At 72.1% G+C, this 20,133-nt stretch carries 19 protein-coding genes; 8 read left to right on the top strand and 11 right to left on the bottom strand.

What is annotated here, in order from left to right; all coding sequences use genetic code 11:
- Nucleotides 1-4: 4 nt before the first annotated feature.
- Nucleotides 5-4,780, bottom strand: coding sequence for an Lhr family helicase (locus STRNI_RS12445; protein ID WP_266446101.1), 4,776 nt, complete (start codon nt 4,778-4,780; stop codon nt 5-7).
- Between the two features lie 125 nt (nt 4,781-4,905).
- Here STRNI_RS12445 and STRNI_RS12440 point away from each other — a divergent pair, with 125 nt between their 5' ends.
- From STRNI_RS12440 to STRNI_RS12430, 3 genes are all read left to right on the top strand, one after another.
- On the top strand, nt 4,906-5,787 hold the full coding sequence (locus STRNI_RS12440) for an AraC family transcriptional regulator (protein ID WP_277411276.1): 882 nt from the start codon (nt 4,906-4,908) through the stop codon (nt 5,785-5,787).
- A gap of 112 nt (nt 5,788-5,899) precedes the next feature.
- The gene (locus STRNI_RS12435) at nt 5,900-6,748 is read left to right on the top strand and encodes an AzlC family ABC transporter permease (protein WP_381845824.1); all 849 of its coding nucleotides are present in this window, start codon (nt 5,900-5,902) and stop codon (nt 6,746-6,748) included.
- Nucleotides 6,745-7,053 (top strand): AzlD domain-containing protein, encoded by a 309-nt coding sequence (locus STRNI_RS12430; RefSeq protein WP_274738436.1) that lies wholly within the window; start codon nt 6,745-6,747, stop codon nt 7,051-7,053. Before STRNI_RS12435 ends, STRNI_RS12430 begins: the two co-directional genes overlap by 4 nt.
- A gap of 3 nt (nt 7,054-7,056) precedes the next feature.
- Here STRNI_RS12430 and STRNI_RS12425 read toward each other — a convergent pair whose 3' ends face one another.
- Nucleotides 7,057-7,977: a hypothetical protein gene (locus STRNI_RS12425; RefSeq protein WP_266446095.1), complete on the bottom strand. Its 921-nt coding sequence runs from the start codon at nt 7,975-7,977 to the stop codon at nt 7,057-7,059.
- A 77-nt stretch (nt 7,978-8,054) separates the two neighbouring features.
- Here STRNI_RS12425 and STRNI_RS12420 point away from each other — a divergent pair, with 77 nt between their 5' ends.
- Both STRNI_RS12420 and STRNI_RS12415 read left to right on the top strand, forming a co-directional pair.
- Nucleotides 8,055-8,249 (top strand): DUF3046 domain-containing protein, encoded by a 195-nt coding sequence (locus STRNI_RS12420; RefSeq protein WP_018092932.1) that lies wholly within the window; start codon nt 8,055-8,057, stop codon nt 8,247-8,249.
- A gap of 115 nt (nt 8,250-8,364) precedes the next feature.
- Nucleotides 8,365-9,603 (top strand): AI-2E family transporter, encoded by a 1,239-nt coding sequence (locus STRNI_RS12415; protein ID WP_381845825.1) that lies wholly within the window; start codon nt 8,365-8,367, stop codon nt 9,601-9,603.
- A gap of 140 nt (nt 9,604-9,743) precedes the next feature.
- On the opposite strand, the gene STRNI_RS12410 is transcribed toward STRNI_RS12415, so the two are convergent.
- Nucleotides 9,744-10,217, bottom strand: a complete 474-nt coding sequence (locus STRNI_RS12410) for a carboxymuconolactone decarboxylase family protein (RefSeq protein WP_159485860.1) — start codon at nt 10,215-10,217, stop codon at nt 9,744-9,746.
- A gap of 374 nt (nt 10,218-10,591) precedes the next feature.
- Here STRNI_RS12410 and recA point away from each other — a divergent pair, with 374 nt between their 5' ends.
- Nucleotides 10,592-11,713 (top strand): recombinase RecA, encoded by a 1,122-nt coding sequence (recA, locus tag STRNI_RS12405; RefSeq protein ID WP_018092929.1) that lies wholly within the window; start codon nt 10,592-10,594, stop codon nt 11,711-11,713.
- Between the two features lie 6 nt (nt 11,714-11,719).
- Nucleotides 11,720-12,376 (top strand): recombination regulator RecX, encoded by a 657-nt coding sequence (recX, locus tag STRNI_RS12400; protein ID WP_266446091.1) that lies wholly within the window; start codon nt 11,720-11,722, stop codon nt 12,374-12,376.
- Nucleotides 12,377-12,496: 120 nt separating this feature from the next.
- Here the strand turns inward: recX and STRNI_RS12395 are convergent, their stop codons facing one another.
- The 8 genes from STRNI_RS12395 to STRNI_RS12365 all read right to left on the bottom strand — a co-directional run bounded on the left by STRNI_RS12395 (nt 12,497) and on the right by STRNI_RS12365 (nt 19,111).
- Nucleotides 12,497-12,883 (bottom strand): rhodanese-like domain-containing protein, encoded by a 387-nt coding sequence (locus STRNI_RS12395; protein ID WP_277411275.1) that lies wholly within the window; start codon nt 12,881-12,883, stop codon nt 12,497-12,499.
- The gene (locus STRNI_RS12390; protein ID WP_018092926.1) at nt 12,880-13,422 is read right to left on the bottom strand and encodes a cupin domain-containing protein; all 543 of its coding nucleotides are present in this window, start codon (nt 13,420-13,422) and stop codon (nt 12,880-12,882) included. Before STRNI_RS12390 ends, STRNI_RS12395 begins: the two co-directional genes overlap by 4 nt.
- Before the next feature lie 78 nt (nt 13,423-13,500).
- Nucleotides 13,501-13,587, bottom strand: coding sequence for a putative leader peptide (locus STRNI_RS41345; RefSeq protein WP_311044721.1), 87 nt, complete (start codon nt 13,585-13,587; stop codon nt 13,501-13,503).
- Nucleotides 13,580-15,388, bottom strand: a complete 1,809-nt coding sequence (locus STRNI_RS12385; protein WP_277411274.1) for an FAD-dependent monooxygenase — start codon at nt 15,386-15,388, stop codon at nt 13,580-13,582. The genes STRNI_RS41345 and STRNI_RS12385 overlap by 8 nt, the downstream gene beginning before the upstream one ends.
- Before the next feature lie 185 nt (nt 15,389-15,573).
- A complete protein-coding gene (locus tag STRNI_RS12380; protein WP_018092924.1) occupies nt 15,574-16,509 on the bottom strand; it encodes an amino acid ABC transporter permease in 936 nt (311 codons plus the stop codon).
- Nucleotides 16,510-16,582: 73 nt separating this feature from the next.
- Nucleotides 16,583-17,230, bottom strand: coding sequence for an amino acid ABC transporter permease (locus tag STRNI_RS12375; protein WP_018092923.1), 648 nt, complete (start codon nt 17,228-17,230; stop codon nt 16,583-16,585).
- 130 nt (nt 17,231-17,360) lie between these two features.
- A complete protein-coding gene (locus STRNI_RS12370) occupies nt 17,361-18,269 on the bottom strand; it encodes a glutamate ABC transporter substrate-binding protein (protein ID WP_026170224.1) in 909 nt (302 codons plus the stop codon).
- Between the two features lie 56 nt (nt 18,270-18,325).
- On the bottom strand, nt 18,326-19,111 hold the full coding sequence (locus tag STRNI_RS12365) for an amino acid ABC transporter ATP-binding protein (protein WP_018092921.1): 786 nt from the start codon (nt 19,109-19,111) through the stop codon (nt 18,326-18,328).
- Nucleotides 19,112-19,391: 280 nt separating this feature from the next.
- Here STRNI_RS12365 and STRNI_RS12360 point away from each other — a divergent pair, with 280 nt between their 5' ends.
- Complete coding sequence (locus STRNI_RS12360) at nt 19,392-20,132, top strand: response regulator transcription factor (RefSeq protein WP_266446080.1); 741 nt, start codon at nt 19,392-19,394, stop codon at nt 20,130-20,132.
- The last annotated feature ends 1 nt before the right edge of the window (nt 20,133 follow it).

Genomic DNA, 20,133 nt, shown 5'->3' with positions numbered 1-20,133 from the left:
GCGGTCACCCGCGCAGGCGCAGCCCCCGTGGGGTCGGGTGGAAGCCGGCGGTCTCCAGGATGGCGGCGAAGGGGGAGGTGAGGGCCGCGGTGCCGTTGATGCGTTCGGTGGTGATGGTGCCCAGGGCGCCCGCGCGGGCGGCATCCGTGAGTGCCTCGACGGCGAGCTGGAGGCGCGGGTCCATGGCGGCCCGGTCAGGTTCGTGGCCGAGCGGCCAGAGGAGCAGGGTCTTGCCGCCGCGCTCCATGTAGAGCGTCAGCTCACCGTCGACGAGGACGACCAGGGAGCCCGCCTTGCGGCCGGGCTTGTGCGTCGAGCCCTCGGGCGGCTCGGGCCAGGGCAGGGCGGCGCCATAGGCATTGGCGGGGTCGGCGGCGGCGAGGACGACGGCGCGCTGCGGGCCGCCGCGCCGGGACTGCGCCGGGCCGCTGTCCGGCAGTGCGTCACCGGCGGTGCGCTCCCGCTGGGTGCTGACCGCGCGCAGCCGGTCCACCGCGCCGTCCATCGCGAACTGGGCGGCGCCCAGCCCCTCCACCACATAGCCGCGACGGGCCTGACCGGACTCCTCGAAGGCGGCCAGCACCCGGTATGCGGCGGAGAACCCGCCCTCGACCCCCTCGGCGGCGACCGCGCCCCGGGTGACGATGCCGTGCCGGTCCAGGAGCGCACGGGCCAGGGCATGCGCGCGGTGGGTGGGGTCCGGCTCGGCGGTGGGCAGGAGCGACCAGCGGCCACCCACCGTCGGCGGACCGGAGCGGGAGGCGGTGGGCCGGCCGCCGCGGCCCGCGGCAGCGGTGAGGGAGCCGTACCGGCCCCGGGGGACGGCGCGGCGGGCGCGGTGGGCGGTCGAACCGGCCGTACGGCCCGAGCCGAGGAGGGCGCGCAGCGGGGCGAGGGTGTCGTTGGTCAGCCGGCCCGACCAGGCCAGGTCCCACAGCGCGTCGGCCAGTTGCGGATCGGTGGCGTCCGGGTGGGTGGTGGCGCGGACCTGGTCGGCGAGCTGGCGGAAGAACAGGCCGTATCCGGGGGCGAGGGCGGTCAGCAACGACTCGTGCAGCGCGGTCAGTTCCAGCGGGAGCGGAGGCGGGAGCAGCAGCGGGGCGGAGTCGGCGAGATGGAGGGAGAGCCAGCCGTCCTTGCCGGGGAGCGCACCGGCGCCGGCCCACAGCACCTCACCGGTGGCGGTGAGCTCGTCCAGCAGGGCGGGGGTGTAGCCGCCGACGCGGGACGGCAGCACCAGCTTTTCCAGGGCGGAGGCGGGCACCGGAGCGCCCTGGAGCTGCTCGATGGCGCGCACCAGGCCGTCGATGCCGCGCAGGCTGTGCGAGGCGCCGCCGAGCGGTGCCGGCATCCCGCCGGCAGCCGGTGCCGGGCGCGGTGCGCTGACGTGCTGCCACTGGGGGAGGAAGGCGGCGAGTGCGGCGGGCGGCACCGGCTCCAGCTCCTCGCGCAGTGCGGCGAGGGAGCGGCGGCGCAGTCTGCGCAGCACCTGGGCGTCACACCACTCCTGGCCGATGCCCGCGGGGTGGAACTCGCCCTGGACGACCCGGCCGGCGGCGGCGAGACGCTGCAGCGCCCCGTCGGTGACGGCCGTGCCGAGGCCGAAGCGGGCGGCGGCCTGCTCGGAGGTGAACGGGCCGTGGGTGCGGGCGTAGCGGGACAGCAGATCGCCGAGGGGGTCCTTGACCGGTTCGGTGAACGACTCCGGGACACCGACCGGCAGTGCCGTGCCCAGCGCGTCACGGAGCCGGCCGGCGTCCTCGACGGCGGCCCAGTGGTCGGCGCCGGCGATCCGCACGGAGAGGGCGCGGCGGGTGGCGGCCAGCTCCCGGGGCCATGCCGGGTCCGCACCGCGCTCGGCCAGCTCGGCGTCGGTCAGCGGCCCCAGCAGCCGCAGGACGTCGGCGACGCCCTCGACGTCCTTGACGCGCCGGTCCTCCGTCAGCCACTGCAGCTCACGCTCCAGCTCGGCCAGCACCTCGGCGTCCAGCAGCTCACGCAGCTCTGCCTGGCCGAGCAGCTCGGCGAGCAGCCGGGAGTCCAGGGAGAGCGCGGCGGCGCGGCGCTCGGCGAGGGGGGAGTCGCCCTCGTACAGGAACTGGGCGACATAGCCGAAGAGCAGCGAGCGGGCGAACGGGGACGGCTCGGGGGTGGTGACCTCCACCAGGCGGACCCGGCGGGCCTCGAGGTCCCCCATCAGCTCCGCCAGACCCGGGACGTCGAAGACGTCCTGGAGGCATTCGCGGACGGCTTCCAGCACGATCGGGAAGGACCCGAACTCGCTCGCCACCTGGAGGAGTTGGGCGGCCCGCTGGCGCTGCTGCCACAGCGGGGTGCGCTTGCCGGGGCTGCGCCGCGGCAGCAGCAGGGCACGGGCGGCGCATTCCCGGAACCGGGAGGCGAACAGCGCGGACCCGCCGACCTGGTCCGTGACGAGCTGGTCGACCTCGCCCTGGTCGAAGGCGACATCGGCGGCCCCCACGGGGGACTGCTCGGGGTCGTACTCCGTGCCGCGGCCGAGCGGGCCGGCGGACGGGTCGAAGCCGCCGTCGCCGTCGAGGAGATCGAGGCTCATCAGATCGGCGTCGGGCAGCCGCAGCACGATGCCGTCGTCGGCGTGCATCACCTGGGCGTCCATGCCGTAGCGCTCGGCGAGACGGGCGCCGAGGGCCAGCGCCCAGGGGGCGTGGACCTGCGCACCGAACGGGGAGTGGATGACCACCCGCCAGTCGCCGAGCTCATCGCGGAACCGCTCCACGACGATCGTGCGGTCATCGGGGACATGGCCGCAGGCCTGCTTCTGCTCGGCGAGATAGCCCATCACATTGGACACCGCCCAGTCGTCCAGCCCGGCGGCGGACAGCCGGGCCCCGGCGTCCTCCGGCGCGAGCGAGCCGATCTCGCGGAGGAACGCGCCGAGCGCGCGGCCCAGTTCCAGGGGGCGGCCCAGCTGGTCGCCCTTCCAGAAGGGAAGCCGCCCCGGCACCCCGGGGGCGGGGGTGACCAGCACCCGGTCACGGGTGATGTCCTCGATGCGCCAGGACGTCGTGCCGAGCGTGAAGACATCGCCGACGCGGGACTCGTAGACCATCTCCTCGTCGAGTTCCCCCACCCGTCGCCCGCCCCCGCCCTTCCCGGAGTCGCCGCCCGCCAGGAACACCCCGAACAGGCCGCGGTCGGGGATGGTGCCGCCGGAGGTGACGGCCAGCCGCTGGGCCCCGGGGCGGCCCGTGACGGTGTGCGCGACGCGGTCCCACACCAGGCGCGGCCGCAGCTCGGCGAAGGCGTCGGAGGGGTAGCGGCCGGCGAGCATGTCCAGCACGGCCGTGAACGCCGACTCGGGAAGGGAGGCGAACGGGGCGGCCCGCCGGACCAGGGCCAGCAGCTCCTCGACGTCCCAGGTGTCCATCGCGGTCATGGCGACGAGCTGCTGGGCGAGGACGTCCAGCGGATTGGCCGGCACCCGCAGCGCCTCGATGGCGCCGGAGCGCATCCGCTCGGTGACCACGGCGGCCTGCACCAGATCGCCGCGGTACTTGGGGAAGACGATGCCCGTCGAGACCGCGCCGACCTGATGCCCGGCCCGGCCGACGCGCTGCAGCCCGGAGGCGACCGAAGGCGGCGACTCCACCTGGACGACCAGATCGACCGCGCCCATGTCGATGCCCAGCTCCAGACTGGAGGTGGCGACCACGGCCGGCAGCCGGCCCGCTTTCAGGTCCTCCTCCACCTGGGCGCGTTGTTCCTTCGACACCGAGCCGTGGTGGGCGCGGGCCAGCAGCGCCGGCGCGCCCTTGGCGGCACCGGCCTCGGCCATCAGCTCCGCGGGGGAATGGTGCTCGGGCAACGCCTCACCCGTGGTCCGCTCGTAGGCGATCTCGTTGAGGCGGTTGCACAGCCGCTCTGCCAGACGGCGGGAGTTGGCGAAGACGATCGTGGAGCGATGGGCCTGGACGAGATCGGCGATCTTCTCCTCGACCTGCGGCCAGATGGACGGCTTCTCACCGGTGTCGCCCTCCTGGACGGGCGAGCCGCCCAGCTCGCCCATGTCCTCCACCGGGACGACCACCGAGAGATCGAAGCGCTTCCCGGACGGCGGCTGGACGATCTCCACCCGGCGCCGCGGCGACAGATAGCGGGCCACCTCCTCCACCGGGCGGACCGTCGCCGACAGCCCGATCCGTCTGGCCGGGCGGTCCAGCAGCTCGTCCAGCCGCTCCAGGGACAGCGCCAGATGCGCCCCGCGCTTCGTGCCGGCGACGGCATGGACCTCGTCCAGGATCACCGTCTCGACGCCCGCCAGCGCCTCCCGGGCCGAGGACGTCAGCATCAGGAACAGGGACTCGGGGGTCGTGATGAGGATGTCCGGCGGGCGGTTGGCGATCGACCGGCGCTCGGCGGGCGGGGTGTCCCCGGAGCGGATGCCGACCGTGATGTCCGGCTCCGGCAGCCCGAGGCGGACCGACTCCTGGCGGATGCCCGTCAGCGGACTGCGCAGATTGCGCTCGACGTCGACGGCCAGCGCCTTGAGCGGGGAGACGTACAACACCCGGCAGCGCTTCTTCGGCTCGGCGGGCGGCGGGGTGCTCGCCAGCGCGTCCAGCGACGCGAGGAAGGCGGCGAGCGTCTTGCCGGAGCCCGTCGGCGCCACCACGAGGACGTCGGAGCCCGCGCCGATCGCCCGCCAGGCGCCTTCCTGCGCGGCCGTGGGCGCGCTGAACGCCCCGGCGAACCAGCCGCGGGTCGCGGCGGAGAACGAGTCGAGCGCTGCCTTGGCCATGTTCCCCATCGTGCACCGGACCACTGACAACGCGGTCCCGCACGCCGCGACGGCCGGGCCCTCCCCGGCCGTCCACGCTGCGGACGCGCAGGTCGGCGGCCACCCGGCGGACGCACAATGGCGGCATGGTCATGGTCAGCGGGGAGCAGGCGGCCGGCGGCGGGCCCGGTGCGGCCGCCGTGCCGCGGGCGCGCGGTGAGTGGGCGCGCCACTGGCGCTACGACGGGCTGCCCGGCCTCGACCTGCTGCGTGCCCGCTACGTCCGGCACTCCTTCCCCCGTCACGCGCACGACGGCTATGTCGTGTGCGCGGTGACGGCCGGCATCGAGGAGGTCGGGCTCCGGGAGGGCACCGTCCGGGCGGGCCACGGCGGCGTCATCATGCTCAACCCGGAGGTCGCGCACACCGCCCGGGCGGGCGTGCCCGAGGGCTGGGCCTACGCCACGCTCTACCCGTCCTACGAGGTCGTCGCGGAGATCGCCGAGGAGACCACGGCCCTGCGCGGCACCGCGGGGTTCGACCGGACGGTCGCCGAGGACCCGCAGCTCGCCGGCGTGATCACCGAGATCCACCGGGCCGCCGAGACCGGCAACGCGCTGGCCGCCGACAGTCTGCTGCGGATCGCCGTGGCCCGGCTGCTGCGCCGCTACGGAGGCCCGCTCCCGGCGCGTACGCCTCGCACCGCGGGAGCCCGGACCGCCGCCCGCGCCCGGGCCGTCCTGGAGGAGCGGATGGCCGACCCGCCCTCCCTGGAGAGGCTGGCGCAGGAACTCGGTACCGGCCCGTTCGCGCTGCTGCGGGCCTTCAAGGGCGCGTACGGCATGCCGCCGCACACCTGGCTCACCGACGCCCGGGTGCGCCGGGCCCGCAGGCTCCTGGAAGCGGGCCGCACACCCGCCGATACGGCCGTCGCCGTGGGCTTCACCGACCAGCCGCATCTGAACCGGCACTTCACCCGGATCGTCGGCGTACCGCCCGGCGCGTACCGGAGGGAGCGCTCGGCCTAGGGGCGGGCGGTACGGGAGGGGGACGGGCCCTGTGAGCGCCGTGCGGCGGTGCGTGCCCCGGGCGCAAGAACGTACAAGACGTGCGAGGTCGCCGGACCCTAAGGTCCGGGACGTGCCAGAACAGACAGAGATACGCACCACGGAGCGGGCCGCGCCACCGCCGCCGGCACCGCCCGCGACATCCGACGCCGCCGTCATCAGGGACGCACTCGGCGTCGGCGTCGCCGTCGGCCTTTCCGGATTCGCCTTCGGTGTGACGTCGGCCGGCGTCGGGCTCAGCCTCCTGCAGACCTGCGCGCTCAGCCTGCTGGTGTTCACCGGTGCCTCACAGTTCGCCCTGGTCGGCGCGCTGGCGGCGGGCGGCAACCCGCTCACCGCCGCGGCCGGCGCGTTCTTCCTGGGCGCCCGCAACGCCTTCTACGGGCTGCGGCTGTCCGCCGTCCTCGGGTACCGGTCCACGGTCAAACCCTTCGCCGCCCACTGGGTCATCGACGAAACCTCGGCCGTCACCCTGGCCCAGCCCGACCGGCGCACCGCCCGTCTGGGCTTCACCGTCACCGGGCTGACCCTCTACGTCCTGTGGAACCTCACCACCCTCGTCGGTGCCCTGGGTGCCGAGGCGCTCGGCGACACCGAGGCCTGGGGACTGGACGCGGCCGGCCCCGCGGTCTTCCTGGCGCTGCTGGCGCCGATGCTCAAGGACACCGTGGAACGGGTCGCGGCCGGTCTCGCCGTGGTGCTGGTCATGGTGACGCTGCCGCTGCTGCCCACCGGTGTACCGGTGCTGATCTCGGCACTCGCCGCACCCGCCGTCCTCGTTGTCCAGGGGCGCCGGGAGCGGGCGAAGGAGGCCGGCACGGCGCAGGAGCCGGGCGCCGTCCCGGCCGGCCCCGCCGCGCCGCCCGCGCGCCCGGACGGGGCCCCCGACAGCCGCACCGCCACCAAGGAGGACCGGGCATGAGCGTTTGGATCGCGATCGCCGTCACCGCCGTCGGCTGCTACCTGGTCAAGTACCTCGGCCTGGCGGCGCCCGCCGGCGTTCTGGAGCGCCCGCTCGTCAAGCGGCTGGCCGCGCTGCTGCCGGTGGCCCTGCTGGCCGCGCTCACCGCCCAGCAGACCTTCAGCGACGGCAGCCACCTGATGCTCGACGCCAAGGCCGCGGGGGTGGCCGCCGCGACCGTCGCCCTCGTCCTGCGGGCGCCGTTCCTCCTGGTCGTCGGCGTCGCCGTGGCGGTCACGGCAGGGGTGCGGGCCCTGGGAGGGTGAGCGCTAGAGGGGACGCCCGTACGCTCGGAGGGTCAGCAGCGCCCTGAGCGTCACCATGGGGCGGCTCTCCAGGGCCGTCCCGGGTGCCCACACCCGCCAGTTGACCGGCCAGCCGCCGTCCTCCTCCTGGAGTGCGACGAGGTGGTCCAGCGCCCGCTCCATCTCCTCGTCGGTGAACCAGTCGCGGGCCAGTGAGCCGGGCGCGGGCGCGAAGTCGTACGCCAGGTGGTGTTCCCCCGGGGCGTACCCCGGCGCCACCGGGACGTCCGCGGCCTGCTCCGGGTCCAGCAGCACCAGACGCCGGTCCCGTACCAGCCGGCCGAGCCGCTGCGCCGCCGCGGCGGCCCGCGGCCGGTCCGGGGCGCCGTCCAGGAAGGCCACCGCCGCCTCGACCTCGTACGGGTGGGTCTCCTCCATCGACTCCACGGTCGCCCAGCAGTAGTCCGTGGCCCGGAACAGCCAGGCGTGCCACACCTCGTTACGGTGCAGGACGCCCACCACGGGACCGGTGGCCAGCAGCGCGCTCGGCGGATCGTCGACCACCGGGATCCAGGGCGCGGCCGGATAGCCGCGCAGCGAAGGGTGCAGCGCTGGCAGCGCGCCCTCCGGGGTGGAGATCTTCGTCAGATAGCGGCAGATCCGCTCCACCTGGCGGCCGTCGCACCGCCCGATCAGATCGAGGACCTTCAGGGCGTGCGCGGTGTGCAGCGGCTGGCTGACCGGGCCACGGAGATCGGGCTCCAGCGCGTGGCCGAAGCCGTCGTCGTCATTGCGGTACGCGGCGAGCGCGGTCTCCACGGGGTCGGCCCCGCCGCCGAGGAAGTGGTACTCGAAGAGCCGCTGCTCGAGCACCCGGGCGGTCAGCCAGACGAATCGCTCGGCACGCGCCAGAGGAGTCGAAGGTGAGCTTACGTTTTCGGCCATGGGCTGACCGTAGGGCGGTTTTCCCCCGGTGGCACCGGCTCGCGACCGCTGCCCTCCCAGGGCGGGATACTGAAGGCATGCGGTTGACGGTCTTCTGGCAGCGGATGGCGGATCACTTCGGTGCGGCGTATGCCGACTCCTTCGCGCGCGATCATGTGATGTCCGGCCTCGGCGGCCGGACCGTGCACGAGGCACTGGACGCGGGGTGGAGCGCCAAAGAGGTGTGGCGGGTGGTCTGCTCGGTCATGGATGTGCCGTCCGACAAACGTTGAACGGGGCTGTCGCAGGGCTCTGACCTGGGCGGAAGAGGGCGCGATGGCCGGGAATCGCCGCTCGGGGCACGGCCCCGGACCGGGAGTGTCATGACCGTACGCGACACTTGGCTCCGTGCCCGAGTCAGATGAGATCACCAGCAACGACGTCCCACGCTCCGAGGACCGGACCGATGCGCGGATGCCGCGCTGGCTGCCGCGCGCCATGGTGCTCGCGCTCGCCCTGGTGGCCTGCTTCCAGCTCGCCACCTGGGGATTCCACCAGCTGATCAACCTGCTGCTGAACGTGCTGATCGCGTTCTTCCTCGCGCTGGCCGTCGAACCGGCCGTCGACTGGATGGCCGCCCGGGGCATGCGGCGCGGCCTGGCCACCGGTCTGGTCTTCGTGGGCATCCTCGGCGTCGCGGCCGGATTCTTCGCGCTCCTGGGCTCCATGCTCGCCGGCCAGATAACCAACATGGTCGAGGAGTTCCCGCAGTACCTGGACTCCGTGATCAGCTGGGTCAACAACACCCTGCACACCCATCTCTCACGGGTCGAGGTGCAGAACAACCTGCTCAAGTCGGACTGGCTGCAGAAGTACGTCACGGACAGCGCCAACAATGTGCTGGCCGTCTCGGCGACGGTGCTGGGCAGCCTGTTCAACCTTCTGACGGTGGCCCTGTTCTCCTTCTACTTCGCCGCCGACGGCCCCCGGCTGCGCCGCACGCTGTGCTCGGTGCTGCCGCCGCACCGCCAGACGGAGGTGCTGCGGGCCTGGGAGATCGCGGTCGCCAAGACCGGCGGGTATCTCTACTCGCGCGGACTGATGGCGCTGATCTCCGGTATCGCGCACTATGTGCTGCTGGAGGTCCTGGGAGTGCCGTACGCCCCGGCGCTGGGCATATGGGTGGGCCTGGTCTCCCAGTTCATCCCGACCATAGGGACCTATCTCGCGGGCGCCCTGCCCATCCTGATCGCGTTCACCGTCGACCCCTGGTACGCCCTGTGGGTCTTCGGCTTCGTGGTGATCTACCAGCAGTTCGAGAATTACGTCCTGCAGCCGCGGATCACCGCCAAGACGGTGGACATCCATCCCGCCGTCGCCTTCGGCTCGGTCGTCGCCGGCACGGCCCTGATGGGCGCGGTGGGCGCACTGATCGCGATCCCGGCGACAGCGACACTGCAGGCCTTTCTCGGCGCGTACGTGAAGCGGTACGAGGTCACCGACGACCTGCGGGTGCACGGCAGGCGCGGGCGCGGCGTCAGGGCCCTGGCCCGTATGCGGCGGAACCTGCACGACGTGCAGCCGTCGGCTCCTCTGGAGGACCGGAAGGCGGGCGGCACCCAGGCGGAGGGTGAGGAGGTCCGCTGACGGAGGGGCGCACCACCGGAGGGGCAGGGCGGCGTTCGCACGGGCCGGATCATGGTGACGCCCCGGGACCCGGCGAGGGGTCCCGGGGCGTGTGATGCCGCAGCCGCGAGGGCGGCAGCAGTCCGGCCAGGCTCTCCGGGTCAGGCGAACTGGCCGGGCCGGTAGTCGCCGGCGGGCTGCTGGATGATGACGTTTGCCCGGTTGAAGGCGTTGATGAGGGCGATCGCGCACACCAGGGCGGCCAGCTGCTCCTCGTCGTAGTGCTTGGCGGCGTTCGCCCAGGCCTCGTCCGTGACCCCGCCGGCCGCATCCGCGATGCGGGTGCCCTGCTCCGTCAGCTCCAGCGCGGCCCGTTCGGCCTCGGTGAAGACCGTGGCCTCCCGCCACGCCGCGACCAGGTGGAGACGTACCGAGGTCTCCCCGGCCGCGGCGGCGTCCTTGCTGTGCATGTCGGTGCAGAAGCCGCACCCGTTGATCTGACTGGCGCGGAGCCTCACCAGCTCCTGCGTCGCGAGCGGCAGCGTCGAGTCCTCGAGCACCTTGCCCGCCGCGATGATGTGCTTGAAGACCTTGCCCACGGTCGGGCTGCTGAAGGCGTCCAAACGGGCATTCATGGTGATCTCCTCTGCGTTTTTGATGCTTGCACCCCCATGACGGCCCAGCTCGGCAGGATGTGACATGAACGCCTGACCTCTGTCTTCCCTCCCGCCACGGCGGGGCCGGGCGACGGCGTTCACGGCCCCCTGCCGAGAGGCCACGACAACGATCAACCTTTGACGGCACGGGACGGCGCTCCCCGTCGGCGACGTACGGGTGATGCCGCTTGACACCAAAATCGAACATCCATTCTCATGGGAGATCCGGCCTCTGTTCTCGGGCTTTTCGCGGAGTTATCCACAGGCCGCAGCCGGGTCCGGGCGCATTGTCAGTGGCAGGCGTTAGCGTCATGGACGTGAAGCGATCGACTCAAGCAAATCGGGTGGAACCCATGGCAGGCACTGACCGCGAGAAGGCGCTGGACGCCGCACTCGCACAGATTGAACGGCAATTCGGCAAGGGCGCCGTGATGCGCATGGGGGAGCGGTCGAAGGAGCCCATCGAGGTCATCCCCACCGGCTCCACCGCCCTCGACGTCGCGCTCGGCGTCGGCGGCCTCCCCCGCGGCCGCGTCATCGAGGTCTACGGCCCGGAGTCCTCCGGTAAGACGACCCTGACCCTGCACGCCGTCGCGAACGCCCAGAAGGCCGGCGGCTCCGTCGCGTTCATCGACGCCGAGCACGCCCTCGACCCGGAGTACGCCAAGAAGCTCGGCGTGGACACCGACTCCCTGATCCTGTCCCAGCCGGACAACGGCGAGCAGGCGCTGGAGATCACGGACATGCTGGTCCGCTCCGGCGCGCTCGACCTCATCGTGATCGACTCCGTCGCCGCCCTGGTGCCGCGGGCCGAGATCGAGGGCGAGATGGGCGACTCCCATGTCGGCCTCCAGGCCCGGCTGATGAGCCAGGCACTGCGCAAGATCACCAGCGCGCTCAACCAGTCCAAGACCACCGCGATCTTCATCAACCAGCTCCGCGAGAAGATCGGCGTGATGTTCGGCTCGCCGGAGACCACGACCGGTGGCCGTGCGCTGAAGTTCTACGCCTCGGTGCGCCTCGACATCCGCCGCATCGAAACCCTCAAGGACGGCACGGACGCGGTCGGCAACCGCACCCGCGTCAAGGTCGTCAAGAACAAGGTCTCCCCGCCCTTCAAGCAGGCCGAGTTCGACATCCTCTACGGCCAGGGCATCAGCCGCGAGGGCGGCCTGATCGACATGGGCGTGGAGCACGGCTTCATCCGCAAGTCCGGTGCTTGGTACACCTACGAAGGCGACCAGCTCGGTCAGGGCAAGGAGAACGCCCGCAACTTCCTCAAGGACAACCCGGATCTCGCCAACGAGATCGAAAAGAAGATCAAGGAGAAGCTCGGCATCGGTGTGAAGCCGCAGGACCCGGCGGTGGAGCCCGGCGCGGACGCCGCGGTGGCGGCGGCCGAACCGGCTGCCGCGGCTCCGGCGCCGGCGGCCAAGGGCGCCAAGGGTTCCAAGGCCGCCGCGGCCAAGAGCTAGCCCGCCATGACGCGGCGAACGGAATGGCCGGGCAGCGAGGAAGAGACCCACAGCGCTGCCGGCGACGCCGAGACCCGTAGCGGCCGCAGGGGCCGTCGTGGCCGTGAGGACAGCGGTGGCCCCTCCTCGTCGAGGGCCGAGTCGGGGCCACCGCGTACGCCCGAGGAGCAGGCGCGGGCCATCTGCCTGCGCCTGCTCACCGGGAATCCGCGTACGCGCAAGCAGCTCGAGGACGCCCTGCGCCAACGGGGCATCCCCGAGGAGGCCGCGGAAGAGGTGCTGTCCCGCTTCGAGGACGTCGGTCTGATCGACGACGCGGCCTTCGCCGACGCCTGGGTGGAGTCCCGCCACCACGGGCGCGGCCTGGCCCGCCGTGCCCTGGCCCGAGAACTACGCACCAAGGGTGTGGACTCCGCCGTCATCGAGGTGGCCGTCGGCCGCCTCGACTCCGAGCAGGAGGAGTCCACCGCCCGCGAGTTGGTCGATCGCAAACTGCGCGCCAGCAGAGGCCTGGACCGCGAAAAGCGCCTTCGCCGACTGGCCGGAATGCTGGCCCGCAAGGGGTACCCGGAGGGCCTCGCCCTCCGCGTCGTCAAACAGGCGTTGGAGGAGGAAGGCGAGGACCCGGATCTCCTGGAGGAGCACTATCTGCCGGATGCATGAGGGGCGGCGGCGAGGGCAACGACAACTTCCTCGCCGCGGGTGCCGGGTGCCGGGGCCGGGTGCGGGCGCAGACGCCGGGCAGCCCCACCGTCCCCCCAACCTCAGCCCCCGCCCCCAAGCTCAACCCCCAAGCTCAACTCCCAACCCGGCCCCCCGCCAAGCCTGGAACCCGCCCGCCAGGTCGGTTGCCCGGTGCAGTCCCAACTGGCGCAGGGAGAGCGCGGCGAGGGTCGAGGCGTAGCCCTCGTTGCAGATGACCACGACCGGGAGGTCGTGATGTGTCGCTTCCGGGGCGCGGTGGTCGCCCGTCGGGTCGAGCCGCCATTCCAGCTCGTTGCGCTCGACGACCAGCGCGCCGGGGATGGTGCCGTCGCGCTCCCGCAGCTCCGCATAGCGGATGTCCACCAGCAGCCCGCCCGCCTCCTGGACGGCGGCGGCCTCCCGGGGATCCACCCGGTGCCCCAGCTCGCGCCGGGCCTGCGCCAGCAGCGCGTCGATCGCGCTCATGCCCACTCCTCCGGCTGCTCGACCGCTTCGAGCCGCAGCACCGGCCCGGTGCGGCTGTAGCGGCGCATCAGCGGCAGCGGCGGGTAGTAGGCGTGCACCGACACCGCATGGGTGTCCGCGGAGAGGTTGAGCACCTGGTGCACATGGTGCGGGCCGAACGCCCGGCCGCGCCCGTCGCTGAGCCGGCGCTCCCGGTCCACGCCGTCGGCGAGTTCCAGGGTCTTCCAGCCCTCGGTGGGCAGTGCGGCGGCGAGCGACTGTTCCGTCAGCTCACCCGCGGCCGCCGCGAAGGCGCCGCGCGAGCCTCCGTGGTCGTGCCAGCCGGTGCCGGTGCCGGGCGGCCAGCCGATCAGCCAGGCCTCACTGCCGCCCGGTCCGTCCAGCCGGATCCAGGTGCGGCCTTCGGGGTCGAGGGGGAGCGAGGCGACGAGGGCCGGGTCGGTGGCGGCCCGGCGGGCGAAGTCGAGGAGTTCGGAGGCGCTGGGCCCGCCGTCATGGCCGGTGGCAGGCGGGCGCGCAGGGGTGTCTACGTCGGGCACGGAAACCGTCCTGAGTGATCGCGAAGAGGCGCGGCTGCCGGACAGGGGCGGGCGGCCGCGCGGGGAAGGAGATGCGGATCAACAGGACGGACGACACATGCAGCCCGCATAGCGGACCAGGTCGAGATGGACCCTCCGCCAGAATCGCGAGCTGTGATCAGTCACTCTCGGAGTGAAGCATGGAGCTTCCCACAGGGTCAACCGCGGAAGCCTCCTCCTCCCCGGCCTCGCCGCCCCCGGACGCCGCCGCGTCCCCGGACCGCCGGGCCCGGCCGGACCCGGTCACCGGCCCGTGTGCCCCGCCCCGCACCGCGTTCGCGCACGCCGCCATCTCGGCCGGACGGACGCCGGACAGCGCGGTGACCAGATGGCCGTCCGGCCGCACGAGCAGCACGGTGTGCGCGGCCGCGCCCGGGTAGGCCTCGGTGACCAGGACCTCGGCGTCCATCGGCAGCGCGTCGACCGCGTCGGCCAGCTGGGGCATCAGGCCCGCCGACTGCCAGTGCCGACGGTCCCAGACGCCGGTGCCGGGGGCCACCAGCACCACCAGCAGCCCGCGCCCGAGCCGGTCGCGCAGCCGTACCACCGCGCCGTCCGACGCGGTCACCGCCACATCCGTGACCGGTGCGCCGGGCGGCGTCTCGACGAGGAGGCTGCCGCTCTGCCCGTCGGGCGGCGCCAGCGGGGTGCGGGCATAGACCGGCGGCGCGCCGAGCGGGCCGCGGCCCAGGTGGCCGTCGGTCAGCAGGGTGCTGCGGCCGCGCGCCGCGCCCGGAAGGACCGTCCGCCAGCGGACCGCGCGGCCGTCCCGCAGCAGCGGCAGCGCCTGGTCCGCCGCGCGCAGCCGGGCCGCGACCGCGCCCCGGCGCTCGGCCTGGTAGCTGTCGAGCAGTACGTCGGACGCACCGTGATGCCAGGCCAGCCCCAGCTTCCAGGCGAGGTTCTCGGCGTCCCGTAGCCCCTCGTCCAGGCCCTGGGTGCCGAGCGCGCCCAGCAGATGGGCGGCGTCCCCGGCGAGGAAGGCGCGGCCCTGCCGCCAGTCCCGGGCCAGCCGGTGGTGGACGGTGTGCACACCCGTGTCGAGAAGTTCGTACGGCGGGACCAGCCGGCCGTGGCCGCGTCCCCGGGGGAGCGTGCCGTCGCCCTCCGTGCCGGTCTCGTCGGCTTGGCCCGCCGGGGACTCGCTGGTCCAGCCGGCCAGCGAGTCGCGGATCCGGGCGACCAGGGCGTCCGGTGTGACGAGTTCACGCCCGGGCGGCAGCAGCCAGTCCAGCCGCCAGACATGGCCGGCCAGCGGGCGGGCGGAGACCTCGCTGCCCGGTCCGCCGCCCTGCCGGGGCGGAGAGCGGTGCAGCAGGGCCTCGCCGGGCCAGGGGAGCTCGCAGCGCAGCGCGGCCACCGCATGCCGTTCGACGGCCGTACGGCCCGGGAAGCGGACATCCAGCAGCTTGCGGACGGTCGACCGGGGGCCGTCGCAGCCGATGAGGTAACTCCCGCGCCACCACGTCCCGTTGGGGCCGCGGGTGTGGGCGCTGATGCCGTGCTCGTCCTGTTCGAGATCGGCCAGCCGGCTGCCGGTGACGACCTCGGCGAGCTTCTCGTGGGCGAGTGCGGTGCGCAGGGCGCGGGTGAGCGCGTGCTGCGGGAGGTGGACCGGGGACGCGGTGGCGGGGGCGGCCGCGCCGTCCGGGGTCCGCGGGGCGAAGGCGACGCGTTCCCGCAGGCGCCGGCGGCGCATGGTGCGCCAGGCCGTCCAGTGGGTGCCGGCACTCTCCAGGGTGTCGGCGCAGCCGAGCCGGGCGACGAAGGCGGCGGTGTCCGGGCGGAGCACGACGGTGCGGGCGGGCCGGGTTTCCTCCTGGCCGGTGGTCTCGTCGAGGACGACGGTGGGGACGCCGAGGCGGGCGAGGGCGAGCGAGAGGGAGAGGCCGACCGGGCCGGCCCCGACGACGATCACCGGGTCCACGGCGCAGCTCCCCGGGGCCGCTGGTACGTACGGGACATGCGGGAACTGGCAGTTGGAGCCCGGTGCGTGATCACACAGCGTATGCAACCCACTGCGACCGCTCGCGTCAAGTGACGGAGGCGGTGGCGAGGGTGCCACCGCCTCCGGACGGATCGATATCGGCCGCGGGGCGGCCTGCTGTGCCGTCAGTCCTTCGTGCCGGCCGCTCCGTCGGGCGTCGCGTCGGCGGCCTCCATCGCGTCGGCGGCCGTGACCGGCTCGCCGGCCGTGGCGACACCGATGCCCGTCTTGGCCCGCCGGCCGCGCCGCTCGATCCAGTTGGCGAGGGCGGACAGCGCCAGGCACATCGCGACGTAGATGGTGCCGATGACGATGATGAACGGCACGTAGGTGTCATTGCCGTTGACGATGATGTTGGTGCTCATCTGGCGGGCGGTGAAGAGCAGTTCCTCGAAGGTGATGATGTAGCCGAGGGAGGTGTCCTTCAGGGTGACCACGAGCTGGCTGATGATCGTGGGCAGCATGGCCCGCACGGCCTGCGGGATCAGCACGGTCGTCATGACCTGCGTCTTGCTCATGCCCAGGGCGTACGCGGCCTCCCGCTGCCCCGTGGGCACGGAGTTGATGCCGGCCCGCAGCACCTCGGCCTGCACCGAGCCGTTGTAGACCGTCAGTCCGATGACCAGTGCCCAGAACTGCGGCTGGTCCCCGGTCAGACCGATGGCCTCCCGGTTGGTCAGCAGGATCACCCACAGCGCGTAGATGGTGATCAGCAGCGGAACGGCGCGGAAGAGCTCGATGAACCCGGTCGCCAGCCAGCGGACCGGCTTGTGGTCCGAGAGCCGCGCCACCGCGAGCAGCACGCCCAGCAGCAGCGACAGCACGGCCGCGACCGCGAAGACCTGAAGCGTCGTCAGCACACCGTCGCGGATGTTGGTCCGCACACCGGCGTTGTTGAAGATGTTCCACACCTCGGGCGCGAGCTGGCCCTCGGTGTTCAGCCGCATCACGACGAAGGCGATCAGCCCCAGCACCGCGAGCGAGCCGACAACGCTGTAGACGAGGTTACGTGCCTTCGCCTTCGGTCCTGGTACGTCGTAGAGAACGCTGGCGCCGCTCATGCCCTTACCTCGCTTTGTTCCGCCCCGCCTGCGCGTGGCACCCACGTCGTGCTGATCCGCCCCTCGCGTCCGTTCATCGGGCGACCGCCATACGGCGCTCCAGCAGCCGGAAGAGGGCGCTGAGGGCGAAGGTGATGATGAGGTAGGCGAGCGCGGTCCACAGGAAGATCCAGGCGATCGCGTATCCCTTGTCGTTGAGCAGCTTGGAGACGTTGAACAGCTCGCCGTAGCCGAACGCTCCGGCGATCGCGGAGTTCTTCGTCAGCGCGATGAAGATGCTGCTCAGCGGGGGCAGTACGGTCCGGGTGGCCTGCGGGAGGACGATCTGGCCCAGCGTCTGGGTGAACGTCATACCGAGGCTGCGCGCGGCCTCCGCCTGTCCCAGCGGCACGGTGTTGATGCCGGACCGCACCGCCTCGCACACGAAGGAGGAGGTGTAGAAGCCGAGTGCCAGCGTGGCCAGCACGTACGGGCTCGCGCCCTGGAAGAGGACCTGCGGTACGACGAAGAAGGCGACGAGGAAGAGCAGCGTCAGCGGTGTGTTGCGCAGCACCGTGACCCAGGCCGTCCCGAAGGCGCGCAGCGGCGGAATCGGAGAGACCCGGAACCCGGCTATGAGCACGCCGAGTACCAGCGCGAGCAGGGCGCTGGACGCGGTGATCGCCAGGGTTCCGAGGAATCCGTCCCGGAACTCGGGCAGATAATCGAGGAGTACGTTCATGGGGTCTCCGCGGTAGCGGTCATCGGGTCGACGGCGGGAAAAGAGTCAGCGGCGGGCGAAGACACTGCGCCCCGTACGCCCGCCGCGGCGGGCGTACGGGGCGGCAGAGTCCGGTCGGTCCGCGAGCGCCTCAGTAGCGGGGCAGCGGCGTTTCCGGGGCGACGAACTTCGACCCGGACTTGCCGAGCGTGCCGTCGTACGCCTTCTTGTAGTCACCGTTCTTGATGTGGTTCTCCAGCGCATCGGTGATCGCGTTGCGCAGGGCCTTGTCGTCCTTCTTCATGCCGACGCCGTAAGGCTCCTTGGTGAAGGACTTGCCGACGACCCGGAGCTTCTCGGGGCGCTGTGCGGCGTAGCCCTTGAGGATGGCGTCGTCGGTGGTGACCGCGTCGACCTGGCCGTCCAGCAGGGACTTCACACAGTCCGAGTACTTGGACTGCTCGCTGGTCTTGGCGCCGTACTTCTTCTTCTTGATCTCCTGGAGCGGAGTGGAGCCGACGATCGAGCAGACCTCCTTGCCCTTGAGGGTGTCGGGTCCGGTGATCTCCTTCTCGTCCTTGCGCACCAGGAGGTCCGCGCCGGCCGTGTAGTACGGGCCCGCGAAGCCGACCTGCTTCTTGCGCTCGTCGTTGATCGTGTAGGTACCGACGTAGTAGTCGACCTGGCCGTTGGAGATGGTGGTCTCACGGACGTTGGAGTCGATCGTCTTGAACTCGATCTGCTTCTCGGAGAAGCCGAGGTCGGCGGCGACCATCTTGGCGATCTCGATGTCGAAGCCGGAGTACTTGCCGGTGGTGTCCTTGAACCCCAGGAACGGCTGGTCGGCCTTGACGCCGATGACGATCTTCTTGGCCTTCTGCGCCTTCTTCAGGACCGCCGAGTCGATCTTCGGCGCCGAGGCGACCTTGTAGTTGCCGCTGAAGACATCGCCGCCGGCCGGCTTGTCGCCCGCCGCACCCTTTTCGCCGCCACAGGCGGTCGCCGTCGCCGCCAGCGCGAGCACCACCGCACCGGCCGCAGCCGTCTTACGAATCCTCATGGTGAACATCCTTTGGTTCAACAGGTGTTGGCAATGATGGTGGCCCAACTGCGGCCTCAGTGATGGAGGATCTTCGACAGGAAGTCCTTCGCGCGGTCACTGCGCGGGTTGTTGAAGAACTGGTTCGGCTCGGCCTCTTCGATGATGCGGCCGTCCGCCATGAAGACGACCCGGTTCGCTGCGGAGCGCGCGAACCCCATCTCATGGGTGACCACGACCATCGTCATGCCGTCCCGGGCGAGCTGCTGCATGACGTCCAGCACCTCGTTGATCATTTCCGGGTCGAGCGCGGAGGTCGGCTCGTCGAACAGCATCACCTTCGGGTCCATCGCCAGCGCGCGGGCGATCGCCACACGCTGCTGCTGACCGCCGGAAAGCTGTGCGGGGTACTTGTCCGCCTGGGTGCCGACACCGACCCGGTCGAGCAGGGCGCGGGCCTTCTTCGCGGCTTCCGCCTTGTCCGTTTTGCGGACCTTTATCTGGCCCAGCATCACGTTTTCGAGCACTGTCTTGTGCGCGAAAAGGTTGAAGGACTGGAAGACCATGCCCACATCGGCGCGCAGCCGGGCCAGTTCGCGGCCCTCCTGCGGCAGCGGCTTGCCGTCGATCGCGATGCTGCCGCTGTCGACGGTCTCCAGGCGGTTGATCGTGCGGCAGAGCGTCGACTTGCCGGAGCCCGAAGGCCCGATCACGACGACGACCTCGCCGCGGTTGATCGTCAGGTCGATGTCCTGGAGCACGTGCAGCGCGCCGAAGTGCTTGTTCACGTTGTCCAGCACGACCAGCTGGTCCCCTGCCGGCGCGGGACCCTCGGCGTTCTTGGTCACCGATACTTCGCTCATCGGCGTGTAGCTCCGTCCTCCTCGGTTGGGGAGGACCCTAGTAACGCCCTTCGACCAGCGTCATTACATCTGAGGGGAACTTGAGCATAACGATCCGGCTGCGGCGGGACGGCCGTGTGCGCGGCGCGGCTCCCGCGGTGGACACACCGCCATGGTGGTGTCCTGGGCGTACCGGCTGGGTAACGGATGGCGGCGCGGAGGTGGCCGCCTCTTGACGCGTAGGCCTCCTATCGCCGTAGATGCCCTGTGGCCTGTACGCACGCACCCGGGAGGAGGCCTGATGAGACTGCTGCTCGTCGAGGATGACGATCATGTGGCCGCGGCCCTGTCCGCGGTGCTCGCCAAGCACGGCCTGGCCGTCGTGCACGCGCGCAACGGCGAGGACGCGCTCAAGGCCCTGCTGCCCGACGACGCGGAGCCGTTCGCGGTGGTGCTGCTCGACCTCGGGCTGCCCGACCAGGACGGCTTCGAGGTGTGCGGCCGGATCCGCAAGCTCTGCGCCACCCCCGTCATCATGGTCACCGCGCGGTCCGATGTGCGCTCCCGCATCCACGGGCTCAACCTCGGCGCGGACGACTATGTCGTCAAGCCGTACGACACCGGTGAGCTGCTGGCCCGTATCCACGCGGTGAGCCGGCGCACGGCGCCCGGGGGTGGTGAGCAGCCCCCCGAGGAGGGCACCGCCGAGGAGGCGTTGTGTCTGGGCGCGGTCACCGTCGAACTCTCCACCCGCCAGGTGTCGGTGGACGGTGCCGCGGTCCCGCTCACCCGCAAGGAGTTCGACCTGCTGGCCCTGCTCGCCCAGCGCCCCGGTGTGGTCTTCCGCCGGGAGCAGATCATCAGCGAGGTGTGGCGCACGAGCTGGGAGGGCACCGGCCGGACGCTGGAGGTGCATATCGCCTCACTCCGCGCCAAACTGCGCATGCCCGCACTGATCGAGACGGTGCGCGGCGTCGGCTACCGCCTGGTCGTCCCGGCCGCCGGCCCGGGGGTGCGGACGTCCGCCGCCCCGGCCTCCTGAA

The sequence above is a fragment of the Streptomyces nigrescens genome, assembly GCF_027626975.1.
In the GTDB taxonomy this organism is placed as follows: domain Bacteria; phylum Actinomycetota; class Actinomycetes; order Streptomycetales; family Streptomycetaceae; genus Streptomyces; species Streptomyces nigrescens.
The sequence above is the reverse complement of the archived record's forward strand: the minus strand, read 5'-3'. Positions and strand labels throughout refer to the sequence as shown.